The sequence below is a fragment of the Pseudoalteromonas sp. BSi20495 genome (assembly GCF_000241185.1).
GTDB classification, from domain to species: Bacteria; Pseudomonadota; Gammaproteobacteria; order Enterobacterales; family Alteromonadaceae; genus Pseudoalteromonas; species Pseudoalteromonas fuliginea.
Genome location: NZ_BADY01000001.1, coordinates 99,980 through 124,982 on the forward strand (window position 1 = coordinate 99,980; position 25,003 = coordinate 124,982).

22 protein-coding genes, 1 tRNA gene and 2 pseudogenes are annotated in these 25,003 nt (G+C 39.5%); 11 read left to right on the forward strand and 14 right to left on the reverse strand.

The genetic code is table 11. The features are described from left to right. The first annotated feature begins 33 nt into the window (after positions 1 to 33). A complete protein-coding gene (locus P20495_RS19505; protein WP_033014826.1) occupies positions 34 to 831 on the forward strand; it encodes an alpha/beta fold hydrolase in 798 nt (265 codons plus the stop codon). A gap of 130 nt (positions 832 to 961) precedes the next feature. Here the strand turns inward: P20495_RS19505 and P20495_RS19910 are convergent. The 4 genes and pseudogenes from P20495_RS19910 to P20495_RS21240 all read right to left on the reverse strand — a co-directional run. Further along, a pseudogene (locus P20495_RS19910) lies at positions 962 to 1,428 on the reverse strand (aromatic amino acid transport family protein); the annotation flags it as partial. Between the two features lie 214 nt (positions 1,429 to 1,642). Further along, entirely contained in the window at positions 1,643 to 2,815 is a 1,173-nt protein-coding gene (locus tag P20495_RS19500) for a lipase family protein (RefSeq protein ID WP_008133437.1), read from the reverse strand. 30 nt (positions 2,816 to 2,845) lie between these two features. Further along, entirely contained in the window at positions 2,846 to 3,274 is a 429-nt protein-coding gene (locus P20495_RS21235; RefSeq protein WP_008133439.1) for a DUF6795 domain-containing protein, read from the reverse strand. 79 nt (positions 3,275 to 3,353) lie between these two features. Next, complete coding sequence (locus P20495_RS21240) at positions 3,354 to 3,785, reverse strand: DUF6795 domain-containing protein (protein ID WP_050548452.1); 432 nt, start codon at positions 3,783 to 3,785, stop codon at positions 3,354 to 3,356. A gap of 175 nt (positions 3,786 to 3,960) precedes the next feature. Between P20495_RS21240 and P20495_RS19495 the strand changes: the two genes are divergently transcribed. Next, on the forward strand, positions 3,961 to 6,420 hold the full coding sequence (locus P20495_RS19495) for a P-loop NTPase fold protein (protein ID WP_008133442.1): 2,460 nt from the start codon (positions 3,961 to 3,963) through the stop codon (positions 6,418 to 6,420). Positions 6,421 to 6,816: 396 nt separating this feature from the next. Here the strand turns inward: P20495_RS19495 and cysQ are convergent, their stop codons facing one another. The 6 genes from cysQ to cysG are packed head-to-tail and all read right to left on the reverse strand — an operon-like array spanning position 6,817 to position 13,779. Next, on the reverse strand, positions 6,817 to 7,587 hold the full coding sequence (cysQ, locus tag P20495_RS19490) for a 3'(2'),5'-bisphosphate nucleotidase CysQ (RefSeq protein WP_008133443.1): 771 nt from the start codon (positions 7,585 to 7,587) through the stop codon (positions 6,817 to 6,819). A gap of 9 nt (positions 7,588 to 7,596) precedes the next feature. Continuing rightward, positions 7,597 to 8,190 (reverse strand): adenylyl-sulfate kinase, encoded by a 594-nt coding sequence (gene cysC / locus P20495_RS19485; RefSeq protein ID WP_008133444.1) that lies wholly within the window; start codon positions 8,188 to 8,190, stop codon positions 7,597 to 7,599. A 32-nt stretch (positions 8,191 to 8,222) separates the two neighbouring features. Then, the gene (locus P20495_RS19480; protein WP_008133445.1) at positions 8,223 to 9,947 is read right to left on the reverse strand and encodes an SLC13 family permease; all 1,725 of its coding nucleotides are present in this window, start codon (positions 9,945 to 9,947) and stop codon (positions 8,223 to 8,225) included. A 31-nt stretch (positions 9,948 to 9,978) separates the two neighbouring features. After that, positions 9,979 to 11,403, reverse strand: coding sequence for a sulfate adenylyltransferase subunit CysN (cysN, locus tag P20495_RS19475; RefSeq protein WP_008133446.1), 1,425 nt, complete (start codon positions 11,401 to 11,403; stop codon positions 9,979 to 9,981). Then, positions 11,403 to 12,302: a sulfate adenylyltransferase subunit CysD gene (gene cysD / locus P20495_RS19470; RefSeq protein WP_008133447.1), complete on the reverse strand. Its 900-nt coding sequence runs from the start codon at positions 12,300 to 12,302 to the stop codon at positions 11,403 to 11,405. Before cysD ends, cysN begins: the two co-directional genes overlap by 1 nt. A gap of 49 nt (positions 12,303 to 12,351) precedes the next feature. After that, complete coding sequence (gene cysG / locus P20495_RS19465) at positions 12,352 to 13,779, reverse strand: siroheme synthase CysG (RefSeq protein ID WP_008133448.1); 1,428 nt, start codon at positions 13,777 to 13,779, stop codon at positions 12,352 to 12,354. A gap of 450 nt (positions 13,780 to 14,229) precedes the next feature. Here cysG and deoC point away from each other — a divergent pair, with 450 nt between their 5' ends. Both deoC and P20495_RS19455 read left to right on the forward strand, forming a co-directional pair. Next, a complete protein-coding gene (gene deoC / locus P20495_RS19460) occupies positions 14,230 to 14,982 on the forward strand; it encodes a deoxyribose-phosphate aldolase (RefSeq protein ID WP_008133449.1) in 753 nt (250 codons plus the stop codon). Next, positions 14,966 to 15,481, forward strand: a complete 516-nt coding sequence (locus P20495_RS19455; RefSeq protein WP_008133450.1) for a hypothetical protein — start codon at positions 14,966 to 14,968, stop codon at positions 15,479 to 15,481. The genes deoC and P20495_RS19455 overlap by 17 nt, the downstream gene beginning before the upstream one ends. Positions 15,482 to 15,518: 37 nt before the next feature. Here the strand turns inward: P20495_RS19455 and P20495_RS19450 are convergent, their stop codons facing one another. The 4 genes and pseudogenes from P20495_RS19450 to P20495_RS19925 form a co-directional block, all read right to left on the reverse strand. Next, positions 15,519 to 16,649, reverse strand: a complete 1,131-nt coding sequence (locus P20495_RS19450) for a CsgG/HfaB family protein (RefSeq protein WP_007378446.1) — start codon at positions 16,647 to 16,649, stop codon at positions 15,519 to 15,521. Positions 16,650 to 16,782: 133 nt separating this feature from the next. Beyond that, positions 16,783 to 17,517: a helix-turn-helix domain-containing protein gene (locus tag P20495_RS22335; protein ID WP_008133451.1), complete on the reverse strand. Its 735-nt coding sequence runs from the start codon at positions 17,515 to 17,517 to the stop codon at positions 16,783 to 16,785. Between the two features lie 165 nt (positions 17,518 to 17,682). Next, positions 17,683 to 17,997: pseudogene (locus tag P20495_RS22340) on the reverse strand (sensor histidine kinase); the annotation flags it as partial. Then, positions 17,973 to 20,765, reverse strand: coding sequence for a two-component regulator propeller domain-containing protein (locus P20495_RS19925; protein ID WP_008133453.1), 2,793 nt, complete (start codon positions 20,763 to 20,765; stop codon positions 17,973 to 17,975). The pseudogene P20495_RS22340 and the gene P20495_RS19925, both read right to left, overlap by 25 nt. A 260-nt stretch (positions 20,766 to 21,025) precedes the next feature. Here P20495_RS19925 and P20495_RS19445 point away from each other — a divergent pair. From P20495_RS19445 to rplL, 7 genes are all read left to right on the forward strand, one after another. After that, positions 21,026 to 21,102 (forward strand) — tRNA-Trp (locus tag P20495_RS19445). 131 nt (positions 21,103 to 21,233) lie between these two features. After that, entirely contained in the window at positions 21,234 to 21,611 is a 378-nt protein-coding gene (gene secE, locus P20495_RS19440) for a preprotein translocase subunit SecE (RefSeq protein WP_002958877.1), read from the forward strand. Between the two features lie 4 nt (positions 21,612 to 21,615). Further along, the gene (gene nusG / locus P20495_RS19435) at positions 21,616 to 22,179 is read left to right on the forward strand and encodes a transcription termination/antitermination protein NusG (protein ID WP_007378450.1); all 564 of its coding nucleotides are present in this window, start codon (positions 21,616 to 21,618) and stop codon (positions 22,177 to 22,179) included. A 213-nt stretch (positions 22,180 to 22,392) separates the two neighbouring features. Continuing rightward, on the forward strand, positions 22,393 to 22,821 hold the full coding sequence (rplK, locus tag P20495_RS19430) for a 50S ribosomal protein L11 (protein ID WP_002958879.1): 429 nt from the start codon (positions 22,393 to 22,395) through the stop codon (positions 22,819 to 22,821). A 3-nt stretch (positions 22,822 to 22,824) separates the two neighbouring features. Beyond that, entirely contained in the window at positions 22,825 to 23,529 is a 705-nt protein-coding gene (gene rplA, locus P20495_RS19425) for a 50S ribosomal protein L1 (RefSeq protein WP_007378451.1), read from the forward strand. Positions 23,530 to 23,852: 323 nt separating this feature from the next. Then, on the forward strand, positions 23,853 to 24,347 hold the full coding sequence (gene rplJ / locus P20495_RS19420) for a 50S ribosomal protein L10 (protein WP_007378452.1): 495 nt from the start codon (positions 23,853 to 23,855) through the stop codon (positions 24,345 to 24,347). 74 nt (positions 24,348 to 24,421) lie between these two features. Continuing rightward, positions 24,422 to 24,784, forward strand: coding sequence for a 50S ribosomal protein L7/L12 (rplL, locus tag P20495_RS19415; RefSeq protein WP_002958882.1), 363 nt, complete (start codon positions 24,422 to 24,424; stop codon positions 24,782 to 24,784). Positions 24,785 to 25,003 lie beyond the last annotated feature (219 nt).

Sequence of the window (25,003 nt, forward strand, 5' to 3'; positions counted from 1 at the left end):
ATGCCAAATGAAGTAAATAGGCCGCTAACTGCAATGAGTACAGAAATTCTTTTCCATACTATTTTTCCACACGAAGCCAGTAAAACATGGGTTGTATTTGTCCATGGAGCCGGTGGTAGTTCGGCAATCTGGTTTCGTCAGCTTAAAGCGTATAAAAAAGAATATAATGTGTTGTTGCTTGATCTTCGCGGTCACGGCAAATCGAATAATCTACTACAAAACTTTGTTGATAATAATTATTCATTTAATAATGTCTCTAAAGACATCATAGATGTGTTAGATCATAACAATATTACCAGCGCACACTTTGTTGGTATTTCATTGGGCACAATTCTTATTCGAAATATTGCTGAAATTGCGCCGCAATATGTTTCTAGCATGGTACTAGGTGGAGCGGTTACTCGTTTTAATACGCGCAGTAATACATTGGTTTATTTAGGCAATACTTTTAAACACTTCTTGCCTTATATGTGGCTGTATCGCTTATTTGCTTTTATTATGATGCCGAAGAAGCGTCATAAAGAATCTCGACTTTTATTTGTTCGTGAAGCAAAGCGCTTGTGCCAAAAAGAGTTTATAAAATGGTTTAAATTAGCCATGGATGTAAATCCTTTAATGCAATACTTCAAAGAAAAAGACATTGATATTCCCATTCTGTACATTATGGGTAAGGAAGATCATATGTTCCTTGGCCCTGTTAAAGAAATGGTTAAGCGTCATAAAAATAGCGTACTGCAAACTATTCACCATTGCGGCCATGTTTGTAATGTAGAACGTCCTGACTTATTCAATCAGCACTCGCTTGCGTTTATCGCCCAGCAAAATCGTTAAGGGTTGTTGCTTTTAAAAAGCTTTCAGTTAATGGTAGGTAATTAGAAAAATTTTATAACAGCCATCATGAGTAAACTGGAACAGATCTTTCTTTTTGACTTTCGTCCTAAACTAAAAACAAGATCCGAAGGATAATACCCGCAACCAATAGGCCTGAAAGCAATACGCGAGAAGGCGAATCCATCCCCATTTGAATAACCATAAAGCTATCAATAGTATTGGTTAAGCCACACCGTAAATAAGCAAAATTGGGAATATAGATAAAAAGTACAATAAAGAAATTAACCGTTCTGCAGTCACACCAAAGTGCTCTTCAACTACATCGGTAAAATCGGCATCTTTATTTTTTGATGAAAGTACAAAGCGCGCTAACTCTCGGTGGGCAAAAAGGTCATTGGAAATGCTAAACACGCCATAATAATTAACGGCCAAAAACCGCCAATGCCAATATTAATAGGTAAAAATAAAGTACCCGCACCAACGGCCGTGCCATATAGACTTAGCGTCCATTGTATATCGTGCTGGTTCTATTTTGAGGTAAAAGAGTGTGTTATTTATTGATGTATTTGAAAGCGTTACACCTTGAGGTGTTGTCATGTGTGTGCTCATCCATTATTAATAACAATTGCGCGCAATAATATAACTTTTAACGTAGTTTTCATGCTTAGTTGCTTAGTTGCTTAGTTGCTTAGTTGCTAAGTGTAATGAAAATGAAACGATGTTTGAAAAGTGAACTGTAGTGGGGGTTGTAATAGTAATAAGCTTAGGCTTTATGCTCTTGCTTATTACTATTATTGGAAATTATTAGCTTTTAATCTACTGCCGAAAGGGCTTTTTGAGCAATTCGATTAACCATTTTAAGTGTTTTTTCGAATACCCACTTAATAAACTCGGCAGATAACTCCTTTATTTTAGTTCTAGCATAACCAGCAAAGGCCAGCATACATGCAAGTAATCCATTTATAGGGCCTGTTAAATCTACAGTATGAAAATTATTATTAGCTAAAATCATCGCAATTTTGTCGTATAAGCTTAAGCCGTTTGCAGTGCCTGATTGTAGTGCGTTTAAAGTGCCAAGTTTTGCTTGACGTAACACAGTCATAAGGGCTTCACTTAAGCGATTCATCCAATATATTGAAGGCTGTACTTGAGTGGCATGAGTAATATCTAAGGTAACGCGTTTAAATGGGTTAAATGTCACTCTTTTATTGATACTATCCCAAGATTGCTTTTGTGAGTTTCGGGTATAGTATTTCATCAAATGATGCCAAGGAGCTATAATTTGATTGTTATCCATTTTATATTCAGGAGCGTTGTAAGGAGCTTGCATGAATGGCCAGAATGGAACCATAGGCACAACATCTCCGCCATTAACGCAACGGAAAATGTTTTTGGGCTCCAACGCATTTGTTGTGCTTAATGCAAAGTTTGTTAAGCCTACTTTTGGGGCTCCAAAAGTATATAATTTAACGTCTGAACTAAAACGTCGTTTTGCCCAGTCAGCTACTAATGAGGCAACTGCGCCGCCCAGACTATGACCAACACAGTGAACTGTAGCATTAGGCTTTAATTCACGTAATAAAGGGGCTAATTGTAATTTCAAAGTTTCAAACAAAGTGTTAAACCCTGCGTGTACACTATGCCCTCCGTCACACACACTTATATTAGCTCTACAGTCAGTAGATGCATCGTATATTGATGCAGTCCCGCGTATGGCAAGTACTAAATCGTTTTTAAATGGGTTCATGCGACCAGCTGGAGAGGTGCCTTTGCCAACGAGTACAAACCCTGTTTGATGACCTGTTGCATGGGCCATTGCTCCGCCTGAAATTCCTTTTATAGGACCGTTTGATAGGTCAAAAGAGAACAAGCTTTTTAATGTTGCTGATGTTTCAAGTAGATAACGTCCTCGTTTCGTTGGCTTATGGATATCATAGGAGATAGTGGCCAATTCTGCACAAATTACTGGGGATAAAGTGCTCATGTTAATTCCTTTTAAAAAGTAAAGTTTATATTACCAACGGCAAATACTAGATATATTATGCTCTTCCTGAAAAGGGGAGTCAGTGTTTATAAAATGATGCACTTGTTCGCTAGAAGTTAAATCCGCCTTTAAATTGATCAAATGCTTTTTGAACTCTGATGTATTTTTTAACCCTCGCTGATTACCAAACCAGAGCAAGTACACTTCGTCATTCCTTTCTAGATCAATAATTACTCGCACCACGGGCTCATGAAAAATACTGCCTGGTTTGCGAGATTTTAGAGATTTGGCAGGAAATGAGAAGCAACCGTTTTCATCAGTATAAACACTATCTAGTTCTTCTTCTTTGTAGGTTAAGCTTCGTTCAATGAGTTGATTGGCTAATGGGATTCCATTATCAAAAACCTGACCTTTTACTTCGGGGCATAGTTCTACTGTATAGCGAATTAATCCGAGCATATATCGTTCCTTGTTAATAATCCATGTTTCTATAATTATCCATAAACAGAGTAAAACATCAATGTATTTCCTATACGATTTAATTTGTCCAGCGACAAATACTTGAAATATTATGCTCGCCGCTTGGTGCTTCTGAGTCAACGATTTGATGTTTTATTTCTTCAGCGCTTAAATCTGCATTTAAATTAATCAGTCTTTTTTGTAGTTCAATTGGGGTTTTAAGTCCATGTTGAAATCCAAACCATAAAGTATGATGATGACTTTTAAAGTGAGTCACTATTACGACTCTTATCATTGACTCATAAAATATACTGCCAGGCTTACGTGATTTAATTGATTTAGCGGAAAATGAGTAAAAACCAAACTCATCAGTATAGGCTTCATCTATCTCCTCATTTTCTAAGGTTAAGCCTCTTTGGATAAGTTGGTTTGGTACTGGTTTACCGTTTAGCATAAGTTGTCCTTTAACTTCCGGACATAGCTCTACTGTATAGCGAATTAATCCGAGCATTTATTATTCCTTGTATAAAATCCATGTATTTATCTTTATCTATAAATAATGTGAAACGTTGATATACGGTATTATTCAATCTAAGAACAAAAATTATCATGGATAGCACTGACTGTTCAAATCGACAAATATAAGGTATACACTGGCAAGGTAACGCATTGATAAGGATATTAAGTTGTCACAAGTTAAAACTCTCCCCATTACAGCCAGACGCTGGTTCTCTCTTTTGTTGTGCGCAATTACCGCCGCTACAATTACTGTATTCTTAAGCAAAGTCGGTTTTGTACAAAAGGCATATTTAAGTTGGAGCACTATTTTAAATGCGAATCCAATTCTACATTACAGCAGCGCATTTTTAGCGGGTATTGGCATAAAGCTTCTGCTTGATAAGTTTTATATATCACACCCTAAACGCGATATTGGATTTAGCTGGCGATACCCGCCAGTGACAATGAGCTTATGGTTATCATTGATTTTTATAGGATTTATTTTTTATTTCACTTCAAACCAGGAAGAGTTAATAGCTGCTACTTCTTGTTTTGAGTATTTCATCGTATTAATTTTAGGCTCTTCCATAATTACAGCTTATCAACAAAGCAATGAAAGAATTAGCCTTAATTTAGTTGTATGCTTCTCTCTTATCGCAGCGACTAGTACAGCTTTCATTTATTGGCATATCAGTCAGATAGGCTTTAGCTGGCCGCTTTTTATAACAGTAGATGTTTACATATTCTCTGCAATATTTTTGATAATCAAATATATAAATGAATGTATTAAAGCTAAATGGAATCGTAATCAAATAACTTTAGAGCGTACGAAAAATCTGAGTTCTGGTGATTTTAAAACATTAGATGAGTTTAAAAGTTGGTTTAAGGACGATTCCACTATTAAAAGCACAGAGAAATTAGAACCCGATTTACAGGTTTACGCCACGCGGATCACCGAACGGTTAAAAAATGGCGGTGGTAAGTATGAAAAGGATTTAGCGCAGCACATAGCTTTATGTGGGCCTTATGGTTGCGGAAAAAGCAGTATCGTCGAAAGTATTGTGAATGATTTAGCAAAAAACTCTGAAAAAGAGAGTATTTGGATACACAGCGACATATCAACGTGGGGCGCTGCAAGCGGGAATGTTGCGCATGTGATACTCAGCAATATTATTGATGATATAAGCCAATATATTGATATATGTGCCTTCCGTGCACTACCTAAACATTACACTGAAGCACTAAAGTCGGGTGGTAGTATGTTTCAGTTTGCATCTACGTTACTCGCAGGCCCTGTGGAAATTGAAGGAAGTTTTCAAAAACTTAATGATGTTCTTGAAGTAACTAACCATAAATTACTCATTACCCTACAAGATGTAGATCGCGGAACAGGCGATGAAAAGGAAAAGCGCTTAAATGATATAGCTGCACTGCTGGATAGGTTGAAAGATAGAAACTTGAGCCATATCAATTTTATCGTTGCAATGGGTAATGAGAATGAAGTTGCGGCTGAAGTAATATCGAAAGCGACTGATTATAGAGAGGATATTATTTTTAGTGATTTTTCTGTTGAAAAAATAGAGCGTTTTATTTTAATAATGATAGAAGAAGCTGAAAAAAAAGGCGTTGTAGTTTTCAATGACAATATGAATGAATTTAGAGATGCCCAAAGTAAACGGTTATCATTTATAGCGAATAAGTCGTTAGAGCTGGAACTGATTAGTAACTATTTAACTACACTTAGAGTGTTGAAAAAAGTGTTGAGAAGAGCTCATGAAGCATGGACATCAAATGATGGGCTAATGGGGGAAGTGAATATATATGCTCTGTTAATGCTTTACACGTTGCGAGAAAGGGAAATTAAAGCTTTTTATAGATTTCAGCACTTCTTAGATGAGCAAAATTATATTCTCATGAGTAAGCAGGACCTTAAAGGCTCTTTAGAGAAAATAGCGCAAAATGATAAGAATATTCATCATTTCATCATAGTGTTGTTAAATTTAATTGAAATAGACGATAAGTATTACTTTGACAGCTTAAAAGACTATTTGCAGGGTATTAACTCTCCTAAGTATCTGCGTAGAGCTTTAAAACAAAATGTAGACAAAATAGATTCTGATCAAAAGTTTATTGAAACATTTAAATATATAACACAATCTAAAGATTTATTAAGTTTTGTAAAATATTGGCTGGAAGCTGAGCCATTTCAAGAGAAAAATAGGATTGCACAGTTTATATTCTGGGATCTCGAATCAGGTAAATTAGAATCGTGCTTATTTAATAGCTATAAAAATGTTGTTGGGCATTTATATGATACTCCAGTTCGCAGAGTTGCTTTTTATATTGCGAGTAGATTAACGATAGAACCGCTTGTTGATATAGAGCAGTTGCTATTAATAAATGGTAATGATGAATCATTGAACAAAAGTGCTAACACTCATTTGAAAGTAGCGCTAATTGAAGTATTAACAGATAGCTATAAAAGGAAATTTTCTGAAATTTCGGGTAAAACGTTTGAAAGTGAGCTCCCTGAAGGTTTATACGCATTTACAAGAGCTGCGTATGATGCAGTTAAAAGTAACTCAGATATAGATCATAATATTTCAATCCCTGAAAGTAATTATAAAAAATGCCAAGAAGTTAAATGAAGAAATAGAAGAAAAAAATATCAAGTAAACAGCAAAAAGCTTCTTAAGTGAAGTGTGCAATTGATAACTTATGACTCAATTTCTATGTAGCGCGAAGCGCCTCGGTGGTGAGATTGTTTATAAATCTAAACATCGTACAGGATTATTCGTTGCTCAAACCAGCCTCTAAGGGGAGAGGTTTGAACTTATGGCTTAAAGCTCTCAGCTTTATGGCTCTTCATTTTAGGTTTCGCTGCACTAAACCCAGCCTACGGTGTATAAATTGTTATTGAGCTGCTCGCAACTCTGAGCCCGTGGCTCGTAGGTATTTGTTGGGTTTCGTTCCACTCAACCCAACCTGCGGTGTTTAAATTGACATCGAGCTGATCGTGGCTAACAGCTCGCAACTCTTAGCTTTTACTCTTCTATCGCACTCACAATAAAATACGGGTTTAAGTATTCATCTTTGGTGTTATAAATAAGCGGGCTGCCATCAAGTTTAGTGACTTTAGCACCGGCTATTTCGGCGATTGCATGGCCGGCACCCGTATCCCATTCGCAAGTTGGACCTAAGCGCGGGTAAATATCGGCGCTGCCCTCAGCGACTAAACACAGCTTTAGTGAGCTGCCTTTAGACACCATTTCAACGTCGTCAAAGCGTTTCACAAACTCGGCTAAATCGGGTGATGGGTGCGAGCGGCTGCCTACAACACGAATTAACCCTTTATTAGGTTTGGTGGTTACTTTAAGCTCAATTCTCTCATCGCCTTTATCTTTAAATGCGCCAATGGCTTCGGCAGCTAAGTACGATACGCCAAGGGCGGGTGCATCAACTACGGCTAAAATAGGAATGCCGTTTTTGATTAGGGCGATGTTTACGGTAAATTCACCGTTCTTTTTAATAAATTCTTTAGTGCCGTCGATTGGATCAACTAACCAGTAGCTTTTCCACGTTTGGCGTATATCCCAGCTTATGTCGGCGTTTTCTTCACTGAGTATTGGAATATCAGGTGTGAGCTGTTGAAGCCCTGCCACAATCAGTTTATGAGCTGCTAAATCGGCGTCGGTTACGGGGCTTTCATCGGCTTTGTACTCAACGTTAAAATCCTTTTCGTAAATTCCCATTATCGCTTGGCCTGCTTTGCGGGCAAGGATGAGGGTTTCTTCTAGCAGTTCGGTTTGATTCATGGGGTTAACCTATATTATGTGCTTTTGTTTTAGATACGTTATCAGTTGTGTAACCGATTGGTCTAGGGTGTTTTTACTTGTATCTAAAATTATTTCTGGATTGTTTGGCACTTCGTAGTTTGAATCGATACCAGTGAAGTGTTTTATCTCTCCAGCGCGGGCTTTTTTGTATAAGCCTTTTGGATCGCGGCTTTCGCATACATCCAGTGGGGTATCGATAAATACTTCGATAAATTCGCCTTCGTCTACTAAGCTGCGCACCATGTCGCGTTCTGCTCTAAAAGGCGATATAAACGCAGTAAGTACTAACAAGCCAGCGTCGGTCATTAGTTTTGCGGTTTCGCCTACGCGGCGTATGTTTTCAATGCGGTCTTCGTCGCTAAAGCCTAGATCTTTACACAAACCGTGGCGTACGTTGTCGCCATCGAGCAGGTAAGTATGCGTACCTTGTTGGTTAAGTGCTGCTTCTAATGCGTTTGCTACGGTACTTTTGCCAGAGCCTGAAAAGCCGGTAAACCATAAAATAGCGGGCTTATGTTTTTTTTGCTCACTACGCTGTGCTTTTGTAGTTGCGTAGTTATGCCAAACTATATTTTCATCCATAGTGAGAGTCTCTTATGCTGTGGGCGCAGGTATTAAAACGGAAATACCAGCGGGATCAAGGTTAATACCGTGATTGAATAAATAATAGAAAGGGGTAAGCCCATCACTATGTAATCTTTTAAGCGATAGTTACCCGCGCTATAAACCATTAGATTAGTTTGATACCCAAATGGCGATATAAAGCTGGCTGATGCGCCAAAGGCAACCGCCATAATAAACGGTAGCGGGTCTACATTAAAACCAACCGCGAGCGAGTAAGCAACAGGGAACGACAAGGCAGCTGCTGCGTTATTAGTAATAAGCTCGGTAAATAATACGGTCATTAAAAATATGGCAATAAATGCGCCGTACGGGCCAAAATCCCCAAGTACCATAAACATGGCGTCGGATATTTGCCCGGCAAGTCCGGTGCCTATCATTAATTTAGCAAGGCCAATGGCGCTGCCTACTACCACTAATAACTCGATAGGAAAACGGCGTTTTACTTCGTTAAGTTTTATGGTGCCACTGAGCATTAAGCCAATCAGTAATACTAATAAGCCTTTAACCAGCGGCACTATGCCAATAATGCTTAAACCCAGTACTGCGGCAAAGCTTAGTAACACAATGTTTGATTGTTTAGGCGCAAGGTGGGCTTGTAAGTCAAACCCTGAAATATACACAAATTCGCGCTTTAAATTAGGCAAGCTGTAAAAGTTTTTGCCTGGTGCGAGTATAAGTGAGTCGCCAGCTTGTAATTGCACTTGCCCAAGGCCACCTTGTAAGCGGTCGTGCCCACGGCGAATAGCAATAACGGCTGCATGAAACTGCTCTCTAAAGCGGGCTTCTTTTACGGTTTTGCCAATAAATTTTGAAGATTGACTTACGACTACTTCTACTAAGTGTTCTATGTCTTTTTGATGATTCTCGTGCACTACTTTTAAACCGTCAAAACGGGTAAGTAATGGCACCGATTTTATGTCACCTACAAAAAGTAGCACGTCGTCTTTTTGAATAATTTGCTGCGGGGTGACTGCGCAAATTCGGCTCCCGTCGCGAATAATTTCTGCAAGGAATAAGTCTTTTAAATCACGCAGGCCGTTTTCTTCAACGGTTTGGCCTATTAACTTTGAGTTTGCTTGTACTTTACCTTCTAGGTAAAAAGGCACGACTTCTTGGTCGCTTTTACCGTTGTCGGGTAAGTATTTAAGCATAACTAAAATAGTAATTAGGCCTACGCTTAGCGCGCCTAGACCTACTAAGGTAAAGTCAAAAAAGCCCAGTGGTTCCATGCCCGCATCTACCGCAAAGCCATTAACGATTAAGTTGGTTGATGTACCAATAAGCGTAATAGTGCCGCCCAAAATAGCAGTGTACGACAGCGGTAATAATAGCTTTGAAGGGGAGTGATTAGGATTGTCTTTTATCGCTGTAATAAGCGATGCAACAACGGCGGTATTGTTAGTGAACGACGATAAAAAGGCGGTTGATAACCCCAATTTTGTTACCGATTTTACTAAACTACCTTTAGATAGCGATTGCGCTAACTTTTGAATTAGGGTGGTTTTTTCTATTGCAGTCGACACTAACACCAATAGTACTAAAGTGATAAGCGACGGGTTAGCGTAGTTAACTAACATACTTTCAAGATCGATTAGCCCTGCTAAGTAGCTGGTGCCAATAGCGCTTACAAATAACCATGCTGGATTAATACGGGTGCCAAAAAGGCACCCGACTAAGGTAAGCATAATGCCTGTTAAAACGAGCTGTTCTACCATGCTTTTAAATTCCTAACAGGCTAAAGTTAACTTATAACTTAGAAATATCAAGCGCTTGCCAATGCGGGAAGTGCTTGCGTACTAAGCTGTTAAATTCAACTTCAAATTCGCTAAAGTTACTTTGCTGTGCTTGGCTTTGCAGTACTTGCTCAATCATACCCGCAGCAACTGTTAGGTTTGATAAGCGATCAATTAATATAAACGAGCCTGTTTCGTGATTGCTGTGGTACTCGTCTGCCAAAATAGTTTCGGTTAGTTCAAGTGTTACAATCGCAATTTCGTTTAACTGTAATGAGTCGCTAGTGCCGTGTTCAAGCGTGTTCACATCAATTGTGTAATCAATTTTTGTAACAATAGCTGAGGTGTTTTTGCTGCCTAGCTTTAGGTTATAACTTTTGCCTAATACTAATGGCGACTCATGCATCCACACAATTTTAGCTTGCAGCTGGTTAGTAACAACAGCCGTTGAATTTGCAGGTACTATTACGTCGCCTCGGCTAATATCAATCTCGTTATTAAGGGTAACGGTAATTGCTTGGCCTGCTTGTGCGCTGTCTAGGTTGCCATCAAAGGTAACAATTTCTTTAATGCTTGATGTTTTACCCGACGGTAATACTTTTATTGCATCGCCTACGTGTATCTTGCCCGATGTCAGTGTGCCCTGAAAACCACGGAAGTTTAAATTAGGACGCACTACATATTGCACTGGTAGGCGCGCTTCAAAGCCTGTATCTGTTTCGGCTGCTGGCGAATCTTCTAGTAATTCTAGTAGCGGCTTGTCGGTGTAATACGGTGTATGAGCAGAACGCGTTACTACGTTGTCGCCTTTAAGCGCCGACATAGGCACAAACTTAATGTTTGATACGTTAAGTTGCTCAGCAAATTTAAGGTAATCGGCCTTAATTTTTTCATACACGGTTTCGTCAAAATCAACGATATCCATTTTATTAACGGCAACAACAAACTGCTTAATGCCCAGCGAGTCACAAATAAAGCTATGGCGCTTAGTTTGTACTTGCACGCCGTAACGCGCATCAACCAAAATAATGGCGACATCACTTGTTGATGCACCCGTTACCATGTTGCGTGTGTATTGCTCGTGCCCAGGTGTGTCGGCAATAATAAATTTACGCTTAGCCGTTGAAAAGTAACGGTACGCTACGTCAATGGTAATGCCTTGCTCGCGCTCAGCTTGTAGGCCATCAACTAATAAAGCAAGGTCAAGATCTTCACCTGCATTACCTACTTTTTCGTTATCTTTATGAAGGGCAGCAAGCTGATCTTCATAAATTTGGTGGCTGTCGTGCAGTAGGCGGCCAATCAATGTTGATTTACCGTCATCTACGCTGCCACAGGTAAGCATGCGTAATAAGCTTTTATCTTGTTGGCGTGCTAGGTAGGCGTCTATGCCTATTTCTTTTACTTCGTTAAATGTATCGTTATTTTGGCTAGACATTAAAAATACCCCTCACGTTTTTTCTTCTCCATTGAGCCGGCTGAATCATGATCAATAACACGACCTTCACGTTCAGATGACGTAGATAGCAGCATTTCTTCAATAATTTCGGTTAAAGTACTTGCTGTTGATTCAACTGCACCGGTAAGTGGGTAGCAGCCTAATGTACGAAAACGTACAGATTTCATTTGCGGTACTTCACCTTCATTAAGTGGCATACGCTCATCGTCAACCATAATTAAAGTGCCATCGCGATCAACAACAGGGCGCTCTTTTGCTAGATAAAGCGGTACCATGTCGATGTTTTCTTGATAAATGTATTGCCAAATATCAAGCTCAGTCCAGTTAGACAACGGGAAAACACGAATGCTTTCGCCCGGATTAACTTGGCTGTTATAGGTGTTCCAAAGCTCAGGACGTTGGTTTTTAGGGTCCCAACGGTGGTGTTTGTCGCGGAATGAATAAACACGCTCTTTTGCGCGTGACTTTTCTTCGTCTCGGCGTGCGCCACCAAATGCAGCATCAAAACCATATTTGTTAAGTGCTTGCTTTAAGCCTTGGGTTTTCATTATGTCAGTATGTTTACCCGAGCCATGCGTAAACGGGCCTACACCCATTTCAATGCCTTCTGGATTTTTGTGTACCAGTAGATCAAAGCCGTATTCTTTAGCTATACGGTCGCGAAACTCGATCATTTCACGAAACTTCCAATTGGTGTCTACGTGTAATAACGGGAACGGAATTTTTGCAGGGTAAAATGCTTTACGCGCTAAGTGCAAAAGTACCGACGAATCTTTACCAATAGAGTAAAGCATTACTGGGTTCTCAAACTCAGCGGCGACTTCGCGCATGATTTTGATACTTTCAGCTTCAAGTTGCTGAAGGTGAGTTAAAGCCATTGTTAGTCGTCCTACTAAAATGATTAAAAGTTACAAATTTAAAATTCGGTTATGTATTTGATACATCTGTTAGCGGCTGTGCAAAGCTGCTTGTTTGCTCGTTTTGGCCAAACCACGATAGTTGCGAGTGCAGGGCGGCTACTTCACCAATAATGAGTAGCGCAGGCGATATAATGTTGTTGCGCTGGATTAAGTCGGCAAGTTCGCCTAGTTGGCCTGTTACTACACGCTGATTTTTGCGTGTACCGTTTTCGATAATGGCAACTGGTGTGTCGGCTTTGCGGCCATGTTTTAAAAGCTCGCTTTGTATGTGCGGCGACTTAATTACGCCCATGTAAATAGCCAGCGTTTGATTTGCTTTTGCCAGCGATTGCCAATCAAGTTCTTGACCGTCTTTTTTACAGTGGCCAGTTACAAATTGAATGGCTTGTGCATGGTCACGATGCGTAAGTGGAATACCCGCATAAGCACTACAACCTGCAGCGGCTGTAATACCCGGTACAATTTGATAATTTACGTTGTTAGCAGCCAGTACTTGTACTTCTTCGCCACCACGGCCATAAATAAACGGATCGCCACCTTTAATGCGGCACACTTTTTTGCCTTGTTTAGCAAGGTCGACCAGCATTTGGTTGGTGTCGTCTTGAACAACACTATGATCGCCTAAACGTTTGCCTACACAAATAAGGTCAGCATCGCGGCGCACTAATTCCATAATTTCGTCAGAGACTAAAAAGTCATAAACGACGACGTCGGCTTGTTGCATAAGTTGCAGTGCTTTAAGTGTTAAAAGCTCTGGATCGCCAGGGCCTGCACCGACTACATATACTTCGCCTTCAGGCTCTGCTTTAGCATCTAGCATTTGCTCTAGTTGCTGCTGTGCGGCTTGGGTATCGCCGGTTTGTACTTTACTCACGACAGATGAGTCGAACACGCCTTCCCAAAATTGGCGGCGGTCTGAAAAATGCTTAAAGCGTTTTTTTACTTTGTCTCTAAAGCCACCGACAAGTGTTGCAAGTGGGCCAATATGATGCGGAATAAGGGTTTCGAGCTTTTCGCGTAAGCGACGTGCAAGTACCGGCGCTGTGCCCGCACTTGATATAGCAATCGTAATTGGGTCGCGGTCAACAATGGATGGAAATATAAACGTACATTTAGGTTGGTCATCAACCACGTTTACAAATACATTGCGGGCATTGGCAAGTTCAAATACGTTGTTGTTTACTTCATCGCGGTCGGTTGCTGCAATAACAAGCATTTTGCCATCGAGATGCGATTCATCAAAATAAGCATCAATAAGCGTTACTTCATTATTATGTGCATGCTCTTTTAGTTCGTCGCAAAACCAAGGTGCTACTAAAGTAACGCTTGCTCTCGCTTTTAAAAACGCGCGACATTTGCGTAGTGCGACCTCTCCACCGCCAACAACCAATACTGGTTTGTTGTCGAGTTTGGTAAAGATAGGTAAATACTGCACGTTAATAAGACCCCTAAACAAATTCAAATATAAGAAAACGCTTTATTCTGATGAGCAGAATATAGCGGCTATCAATAAGTAAAAAATAATTAAAACCAAGTTGATATAACTAAAAGTTATAATAGGTGGGCTTTTTAGGCCTAAGAGTTAGTTAACAAGGGATTGCGACGAGTTACAAGTAAAATAATCAGCTTATAGTGTTTGGTTATGAGCTATAGCGAGTTTGATTTAATTTGTTAATATGGTGGCATATTAAATTTTGTACTTATACCAATTGCATTAAATTAGTGATCTATTATAGCGACGAGAAAATAGCTCAATAACAAGGCTAAAATTATGATACATAGTTGTTCTATATAAATAATTTTTAACGTCGTTAGTGAGTTATTTAATACGCTAAAATGATCATGTTTTTAATAAAATTGGTATTACATAGGCAAGGGAGTCTACATGGCACAACAACAAAAAGAAGCTGCATTAGCAGTCGCACTGATGGATTTAACAAGCTTAAATACCAGCGATACAACTACAGACATTCAAGCGCTTGTTAATAGTATAAATCCGACGTTGGGCACGCCTGCCGCCGTATGTGTTTATAGCGACTTTGTTGATGATGCAAAAATATCACTCGCAGCGCGTGAGCTTAACCATGTAAAAGTGGCAACAGTCACTAACTTCCCAACGGGTGATGCACCAATAAGTGATGTAATTAACGAAACACTTATTGCAATAGAGCGCGGTGCTGATGAGATTGACTTGGTTATTCCTTATAAAAAGTTAATCGCGGGCGATGCTCAAACTGTACTTAACTATGTAAGCGAAAGTAAAAAAGCGTGTGGGTCGCGCGCGCAACTTAAAGTAATAATAGAAAGCGGCGAGCTAAAAACTGACGCGCTTATTAATCAAGCCACGGAGCTTGCAATTGAAGGTGGTGCTGATTTTGTAAAAACCAGTACGGGTAAAGTCGCTGTAAATGCCACGCTTGAATCAACAAAAATTATGCTCAGTGCAATTAAAAATACTGGTAAGCATGTTGGCTTTAAAGCCGCCGGTGGTGTTAAAACAGTGGCTGATGCCAGTGATTATTTAGCGCTTGCACGCGCGATAATGGGCGATGATTACCTGCAAGCAAATACATTTAGGTTTGGTGCTTCAAGCTTACTGAATGATGTTTACAAGGTGTTGAATGAAACGCAGCAGTGATGAGGAAAAGCGTCAGTTAGAGCATGATGCGGCTAAATTGTTTTTACGCTGTTATGAGCAACAGCAAGGCATTCATATGCGTAATATTTGGCATAATGAGCCGAATAAACCTGACGTTAGTTGTTATCAAGAGAATGAACAGCTTGATATAGAAATTGCTCATCTATATGCCAGCGAAACAGAAGCGATGGCTGTTTTAGGACGCCCGCTGTCAATGCAAATGCAACGAGATTTGGCAGACATGGCACAAAAGCCAAGTGAACACAGATTGCGGGCTGCATTAGAGCGGTTGCTGAAACAAAAAGCGAAAAAACGTTACTATTCAGAGCGTACTTGGCTTGTTATTCGTAACGGGAGTACTATTTGGCGCAAAGCTGACTTTGAAGCTGTGATCAATGACCTTAACTTTCCAAGAACCTATCAATTTGAGCAAATTTGGTTAGTGTGTGATTTTTATCGTGGTGAGTTATTACGTGTGGATGAAAAACGGCCTATATAACAGCCGTTTTCAATTTTAAGCTTAAAGCTAATACTGATTAATTAAACTTAAACATGTTGCCTATACTTTCGAGGCTAGATTTGTTCGTTTTGGCAATACAACCACTGTCATCAAGTGACTTTTTGGTTGTTTCATCAGCTAAACCGGTTACTTTGAGTTTTTTGTCTTGCTGATACTCACGAAGCGCGATAACTGTTTTACGATCGTATTCAACATCTTGTGTTTCAAACTCTTCGTAGTCAGGCTGATTTCTTAGGTAACCCAAACAAACTAAGCTTAGGCGTGACATTGCTAAATCCATTTTTTCATAATGCGGCATTCTATGAGTGGGTACATCAACTGTTACAGCGCTCTTGCTGGCTGCTTTTGCGCGTTTAGTAGCTGGTGGCGGCGCAGTGTAACCCGGTGCTAACGTGTTGTTACTGTTATAGCGATAGTAGGTATCTGGAATTTTAGTTTCTAAAAACTCAACCGCTTTAATAATAACTTCACGCAGGGCTTTTTCTTTAGGGGTATCAGACCATCCACTAATATTGCCACCAACGAGTGCGCCACCAAAATTGGTTGCAGCGCCTGTGAAATCAAAATCTTTACTACCCCCTTCAACACTCGTTGCAGCTAAAATGCGTGATGTGCGAGTATCTATAAGGCGTAGATCAATTGCCATATGTGAACCCGAAAAACCGGCAGATACAGAGCTAAATACATCACCGATAAAGCCGCCACTGCCAACACTTGCACCAGAGCTATCGTCATCAAATTCTGTTACCGCAGCAATCACGACTATTTCAGCACCTTCAATCTCGCCATAAGCAGCACCCGATGAAGCGCTAACGCGACCTGAGGCTGCTAGGTCTTGTTCTGATAAAACAGCATCAAGCGCTTGGCGCTCTAAAACAATAAAGCGGTTTGTTGATACTAGAGCCGTAGTTAATTGATCAGCCATACCGTCGCCTATTTCTTTGCGCCACCATTTTGAGTTGTTAGATTTATCGGTAAAGCGTGCAACAGCAATACGAGCTTTAGGGCCATTGTATTGTTCTTGTGCAACTGCATTTATGTCTGGTGAGTTTTGACCTGAAGTGACATTTGTAGAGGTGCTTTGACAAGCGCTCAGAGTGGTCGTTAATAGTGCCGTTAATAATAGTTTTTGTGGTGCTTTTAACATATGACTGTCCTTAATTAATATGCTTAAAGGAAATGTTGTGCATTTCCTTCAATATTTATATTCATGTTAATTTAGTTAAATCAGTAGGTTAAAAATAGTACTGGTGCGAAATATTTAGTCACACAGGCGAAATTTATGAGGATTTTTCACGAAACTGTTTTGGGGACATGTTATATTTTGATTTAAAGCAGCGGGCAAAGTAGCTTTGTGAATTAAAGCCAACTTGCTGTGCTACTAAACCAATCGCAAGCTCACTATTTTTTAAAAGCTCTTGTGCAAATTCTAAGCGAATGTTTCGAATGTAATCGCTTGGTGTTAGGTTGTACAAGGCTTTCATTTTTAATTGTAAAGCGCGAGGGCTAAGATAAAGCGCAGCTGCAAATTCTTCCACGTTAAACGCTTCGTCTTGATAATGCTCTTTTACTGTCGTTTTTACACGCTCGGTAAATACATAATCTTTACTTTGCGCCATTTGTGGGTCGAGCTCGATTGTTTGTGATAAAGCAGGTAGTTGTTGTTTTAAATTTTGATTGAGTACTTCTCTAATCGTTAATAATCCTTGAACGCGGCTTAATAACAGCTGTGGTTCGAAGGGTTTACTTAAATAATCATCAGCAAGTAAGTCCAGGCCCTTTAATTTGCTGCGCGTATCAGCCTTTGCTGAAAGTAATAACACCGGAATATGGCTAATAGCCGTGTCGCTGCGCAGTGCTTTAATAAACTGATAGCCATCCATAACAGGCATCATTACATCACTTATTACCAAGTCAGGCATTTCGCTTTTACATAAAGCTAAACCTAGCTCTCCGTTAACGGCGTTTATACATACGAAGTTGCTAATAAAGAGTGACGTTAGTAAATCACGCATTTCATCGTTGTCTTCGATAATAAGAATTTTATTGTTTTTTACTGCACATAAATTATTGCTTTTAGATACAGCAAGAGCAGTAAGGTCAGAGGTTTCGTCTACTTGAGTTATTGGGAGTGAAATAGTGAAGCAACTTCCTTTGTTTAATTCACTTTTAAGTTCAATGGTTCCTTCATATTGCTCAACTAGCTGCTTTATAAGTGCTAAGCCAATACCGCTACCGCTTTGATTACTCGTATCTATGCGTGTAAATCGTTGGAAAACTGCCTCGAGGTGCTTTTTATCTATACCAACACCAGTGTCTGAGACTATGATGGTTAATATTTGTTTTTGAGTTAATAGCTGAAGTAATACTTTACCTCCGTTCGGGGTGTATTTTTGGGCGTTACTTAATAAGTTACTGATAATAGAAACTGTATGATTTGGCTCTAATTCAATGAGAATATTTTTTTGCGTTAAATCTTCAAACTCGAACGTAATATTTTTTGTTTAAATAAAGGAGTGAAATCTTCGATTAATTGTTCAACTACCGGATTTATAGCATAGGGTGTTACGTGTTTCACTGCAGTGCTTGGGCGCTGACTGAGCTGTAAAAGTTGGTTTATTTGATCCAATAGCTTATGGCTATTACGTTGAATCATCGCTAGTTTTTGTTGGGTGTCTGAATCTTTATGACTTTTTAGTAAACTATCAAGTGGCGCTAATATTAAGCTCAATGGTGTTTTAAGTTCATGGCTAACGTTATCTAATAGCTGGGTTTTTAAGCTGCTAAGTTCTCTCTCTTTTAAGTTTGCTTGCTCTGCAACTTTAGCTCTATACCTTGCTGTTATAATTAACCACATTATAAATAATACGATAATGATGTAAGTGACATAAGCAACATTGTTCTTCCACCAGGGTGGAGTAACAGTAAGCGCAACCATCGTTTTATCATCACTCCATTGGCCGTATTGGTCTTTAACTTTTACAATAAAGTGATAGCTTCCTGCGGGAAGTTGAGAATAGCTAACTTGCCTCTGATTTTTGTTTGCGTATAAAAACTGCTTATCTAATCCAGCTAACTTGTAAGCATATTGGTATTGAGAAGGGGGCTCTGCACTGTTTAAAGCAGAAAACTTAAAACCGATAACACCATCTTCTTCTTTAAAAAAGAGTCTGTCTGTATAGCTTATAAGCTTAGCCGCTTGAGTATTGGTTTTTATATATTGCTGCGTCGCGACTGACTGGTTATAAATAAGTAAGTCTGTAATAACGGGTTCTGGAGGTTTGGTTGCTAGAGTTAGTTTTAACGGATCAAATTGATTAAAACCATTAATACCACCAAAAAATAGCTCGCCGTCATTCGCTTGAAAAGCGGCGCCTAAAATAAAAGAATGGTGCTGTATACCGTTTGCGGGTAAAAAATGCTGCATTTGTTGAGTTTGAGGAGCGTAACGGGTTAACCCCTGATTACTGCTTAGCCACAAGTAACCGCTGCTGTCTTGTTTAATTGCAAAAATATTATCGTTAAGCAAGCCATCGAACTCTGTAATGTTTATTACTTTGTTTGTTTGGATATTTAACTTATTTAGCCCGCCAAAAGTACCTACCCATAAAGTGTTTTTATCTTGTAAATGCAAGGATGTAACCATGTCATGCGTTAAACTATTAGGCTTTTTAAGATCGCTTTGGTAATGAGTGAAAGTTTCATCATTTAAAGAAAATTTATTTAATCCTACGCGGGTTCCAGCCCATATCGCGTTGTTCTCACCGTCATAAGTAATACTAAAAACAGTATTATTTGAGATGCTATTTTTATCTGCGCTGTATTTAAAGTGTGTAACTTGCAATGTATCGGGATTAAATCGCGTTAATCCTTCATTACTGCCCAGCCACAAATTACCAATATGGTCGCCCTCGATTGCATAAATACGGTTACTGCTGAGTTGGTGACTTTGCATAGTAAAAGCTGAAAAGCTATCATTAACTGGGTTATAAAGCAGTAAACCACCTCCATACGTGCCTACCCATATGCGCTTATTGGCATCTTCATAAAGACTAAATATATTGTTATTAGTTAGGCCAATATTGTGGTTTTTATCTGCTTTATAGTGTTTAAATCCTGTGTCAGTGTGTTTGTTAAGTCCGTCGCGCGTGCCCACCCAGAGTATGTTGTTACTATCTTTGAGTATTGCTCTTACAAAGTCATTCGAAATCGAAGCCGAGTTATTGCTTTGATGCTTTTGATGACCAAACTGAATCTGTCTTTTATCATAGCGATGTAACCCATAACCATCTGTACCAATCCAAATAATCCCTTTAGGGTCTTGGTAAAGTGACAATAAGTGGTCGTTAGCTAAGCCATGCTTTAAATTTGGAGAGTAAGTAAGTTGCTGAAACTGTTTACTTAATAAAATATCTTTAGTTTGATAATAAAGACCATGGCCATAAGTGCTTACCCATAGGTTTTTTTCATCATCAATAAGCACATCAGTTACCCAAACATTTTTGAGTTGCTCAAAGTTATAAAATGCGAGTGTGTTTAAGTCAAAAACACTTAGACCAGTTTTGCCTCCTATAATAAATTTGCCGTTTGGTGCTTTTTTTAATTGCCAGAGCTGTTTAGGGCTATTAGGTATATATGTGAACTGATTTGTTTTTGAATCGAACTTAATAAGCCCAATATTACTTGCTAACCAAAGGTTTTTTTTATCATCAAAAAGCATATCTTTAAAAACAACATTTAATTGATTTTTGCCCTGATAAGAAAATAACTCGGTAGTACCTGTTTTTGTATTTAACCGAGTAAGTTGCCCTTTATCGTGACCAATCCAAATTGTTTCTGGGGAGTTATAGGTTATTGTTGAAATGCGTTGGTTTGTAATAGAGGGGGTTGAATACTGGTTAAAAACACTAAAACTTCCTGTTTCAGTATTTAATAAGTTGAGGCCGTTGCTTGTCGTCGCAAACCAAAGTTGGCCGTTTTCTAAATTCAGGCAGTCTGTAATCCAATTCCCCGAAATACTCGATTGTGAAGGATTGAATTTATAGTGTTTAAATTCATATCCATCGAATCGGTTTAAGCCGCCTTGGGTCGAAAACCAATGAAACCCCTTTTCATCAGTGGTACTGCAGGTGATTGAATTTTGAGATAAACCTTGTTCATTTGTATATGTATCTAAGTACAGTGGTAGGGCGAGCGAGCTAGTATGAAATAATAATAAAAGGCTGATGACTTTATATTTTATGATTGTTTTAATTGCTTTCACAGACTTCCTATCTATTGTGAATCCCTTAGGGCGTGTTGACCTTTGTGAATTGAAATTTGTTCAATCTAGGGGCTATTTAGTCGCGGCGCGAGTTTTGTAGCCTAGTGGGCTAAGTAAAAACCGAGTATCTGGTCAATCATAAACTGCTTTTTAATCAATGTTAAGATTGATTTTTCAATGCAATGTTGAGATTTTGCATTGTGGGTATCTTTTAGGCTTGTGTTAATGAACTGCGTAAGTATAATAGGCATCCACTTTGCAGGGGCGTAGTTCCAATTGGTAGAACAGCGGTCTCCAAAACCGATGGTTGGGAGTTCGAGTCTCTCCGCCCCTGCCAGTTTTACTTGTGATTGAGTAGTCTGAGATTAAAAACCGGTTTAAATTAAGTCTGTTTTTAAGTTTAGATTTTAATGGATTAACCCTGCCGTAGTGTAGGGTTGTTGTGTCTGTAGTTAAGGTAATAATATTATGAGCACGAATGTAGAAACACCATCAAGTGCGATGGAGTCAGTAAAGTGGTTAGTAGCAATCGCGCTACTTGCAGGCGCAGTTGTTGGTAATCATATGTATGCAGATCAATCTGTATTACTACGTGCTATCGGCGTTGTTGTTGCAATAGCGGCCGGATTAGCAATTGCCTCACAAACATTTAAGGGACGTAACTTTCTTGCTTTCGCTAAAGAAGCTCGAATTGAAGTACGCAAAGTTATTTGGCCAACTCGCCAAGAAACTACCCACACGACATTAATTGTAATGGTTGCAACAGTGATTATGGCACTTATCCTTTGGGGATTAGATGGCATTTTATTCCGCGCTGTTGGCTTTTTAACTGGATTGGAGATCTGATCCCATGTCGGATGAGAACGAGAACAAAGAAATTAAATTACGTTGGTACGTAGTACAGGCTTTTTCTGGTTACGAAAAGCGTGTAGCACAAACGTTAATTGAACATATCAAAATTGAAGGTCTTGAAGCGAGCTTTGGTGAGATATTAGTACCAACTGAAGAAGTTGTTGAGATGCGTGCTGGTCAAAAGCGTAAGTCTGAGCGTAAATTCTTCCCAGGTTATGTATTAGTACAAATGGATATGAATGACGCAAGCTGGCACTTAGTGAACAGCACTGAACGCGTAATGGGCTTTATTGGTGGAACGTCTGATCGTCCAGCTCCAATTAGTCCTAAAGAAGCGGAACGCATTCTTAATCGTTTACAAGAAAATGCTGAAGCACCTAAACCTGCTACATTATTTGAACCAGGTGAAGTTGTACGCGTTACAGATGGACCATTTGCAGACTTCAGTGGTGTAGTTGAAGAAGTTGACTACGAAAAAAGCCGCGTAAAAGTATCTGTACTTATTTTTGGTCGTTCTACGCCAGTTGAGCTTGAATTTGGTCAAGTTGAACAAGATAAGTAATTGATTAAAAAAGCTTCGCCACTATTTTTTTAAATTTTGGCACGAAGCTTGAAAAAGGCCGCTGATTATCTTATAATCAGCGGCCTTTTTGTATTAAGGTAAAATTTATTTTTACTGTGCAAAAAGTACGAAACCAATTTTTAAACTGGGAAGCCGTTAGAGTACGCGTCCTCGCGCGCACAAGGCTGAGACCCACCAAATGAGGTATTTATAATGGCTAAAAAAGTTGAAGCTCTAATCAAGCTACAAGTTGCCGCTGGTATGGCTAATCCTAGTCCTCCAGTAGGTCCTGCACTAGGTCAACACGGTGTAAACATCATGGAATTCTGTAAAGCGTTTAACGCACGTACAGAGTCTATCGAAAAAGGCGCTCCAGTTCCTGTAGTGATCTCTGTTTACGGTGACCGTTCATTTACGTTCGACATGAAAACGCCACCTGCTGCTTACTTACTTAAGAAAGCTGCTGGTATCAAGTCAGGCTCAGGCCGTCCTAACACTGATAAAGTAGGCACAGTAACTCGTGCTCAACTTGAAGAGATCGTTGAGACAAAACGAACTGACCTTACAGCTGCCGATATGGACGCAGCGGTTCGCACTATCGCAGGTTCTGCGCGTGCGATGGGCTTGAACGTAGAGGACTAAGAAATGGCTAAATTAACTAAACGTATGCGTACTATCCGCGAAAAAGTGGAAGTAACTAAAGATTACGAAATCAATGAAGCAGTTGCTCTTTTAAAAGAGTTAGCGACAGCTAAATTCGTAGAAAGTGTTGACGTTGCCGTTAACCTTGGTATCGATGCTCGTAAATCTGATCAAAACGTTCGTGGTGCTACTGTACTACCTAACGGTACTGGTCGCGACGTTCGTGTTGCTGTATTCACACAAGGCGCTAACGCAGAAGCTGCGAAAGAAGCTGGTGCTGAATTAGTAGGCATGGAAGATCTTGCTGAGCTAGTTAAAAAAGGCGAGATGAACTTTGACGTTGTTGTTGCATCACCAGACGCTATGCGTGTTGTTGGTCAACTAGGTCAAATCTTAGGCCCACGTGGTCTAATGCCAAACCCTAAAACTGGTACTGTAACGCCTAACGTTGCAGAAGCAGTTAAAAATGCTAAAGCTGGTCAAGTACGTTACCGTAATGACAAGAATGGTATCATCCATACTACTATTGGTAAGGTTGATTTCACAGCTGAGCAACTTCAACAAAACCTTGAGTCACTAATTGTTGCACTTAAGAAGGCTAAGCCTTCTCAAGCTAAAGGTGTTTACTTGAAAAAAGTAACTATCTCTACAACAATGGGCGCAGGTGTTTCTGTTGACCAAAGCACTTTAACTACAACTGTAGCTTAATTTAGTGTTTACATGGCGTGAAATTTGTACTATAATTTCGCGCCATTTTGTTGATTAATTTATTAGTCGGCAAAGTAAAAAATTCGGGTTGAAGTCCATAATTTCGTTAAGTCTTAGGGTTTAACGATAAATTGGGCTTCCGTCCAAGATCGTAGGTGGCTTCGGCCTTAATATTCACCTACGTAGACGGTGTAGACCCCAGATAGATTTTTCCTAATCCTTCTGGCTCTCGCCGTAAAAAGCATCTCTACTTTGTTTGGTAGGGAAGAGTAAAACAGGGGAATCCGATAATCGGTATCCCCATTAAACCAGGAGTAACACCCATGGCTTTAAATCTTCAAGGCAAAAAAGCAATAGTTGCTGAAGTCAACGAAGCAGCTAATGGTGCTCTATCTGCAGTTGTTGCAGATTCTCGTGGTGTAACAGTTGGCGCAATTACTGCCCTTCGTAAAGAAGCTCGTGCAAACGGTGTTTGGATGAAAGTTGTCCGTAACACTTTAGCAAAACGTGCTCTTGAAGGAACAGATTTTGAGTGTCTTTCTGATTCATTTGTTGGTCCAAGCTTAATCGCTTTCTCATCAGAGCACCCAGGTGCTGCTGCGCGTATCTTTTCAGATTTCGCGAAAAAGAATGAGAAATTCGAGATAAAAACGGCCGCTTTTGAAGGAAATGTTGTTAATGCAGCAATGCTTGCTACATTACCTACATACGATGAAGCTGTTGCACGCTTAATGAGTGCTATGAAAGAAGCGTCTGCTGGCAAATTGTGTAAAACAATTGAAGCAGTACGTCTACAGAAAGAAGAGCAAGCTGCTTAGTTTTAAGCTGTTTAATCACTTTCGGTGTAAAATTTATTTGGACGTAATGTCCGTTAATTATTAGGAAATTTGTAATGTCTGTATCTAAAGACCAAATCCTTGACGCAATTGCTGAAATGTCAGTAATGGACGTTGTTGCTCTTATCGAAGCAATGGAAGAAAAATTCGGCGTAACAGCTGCAGCTGCAATGGTAGCTGGTCCAGCTGCTGAAGCTGCTGAAGAGAAAACAGAATTTGACGTAATCCTTACTGGCGCTGGCGCTAACAAGGTTTCTGCAATCAAAGCTGTTCGTAGCGCAACTGGCCTTGGCCTTAAAGAAGCGAAAGCTCTTGTTGAAGCTGCTCCTACACCTGTTAAAGAAGGTGTATCTAAAGAAGAAGCTGAAGCACTTGCAAAAGATCTTACTGAAGCTGGTGCTGAAGTTGAGGTTAAGTAATTTAGCTTTTGCTAAGTTCGCTGCCTGAGAAATCAGGCAAGGGCTGGTGATTATTTAATCACCGGCCTTTTTGCGCTATAGAGTGATCCACTCTTTTAGTTCAAATAAAATCTGATTTTTTCTTTACTTTCAACGCTTTATAGTTTGCTAGTGTTAAAGTGGGATCTAATTAGAACAACAGTTAAATGTTGTAAAAATCTTGGCATAGCTGCCAGTTAA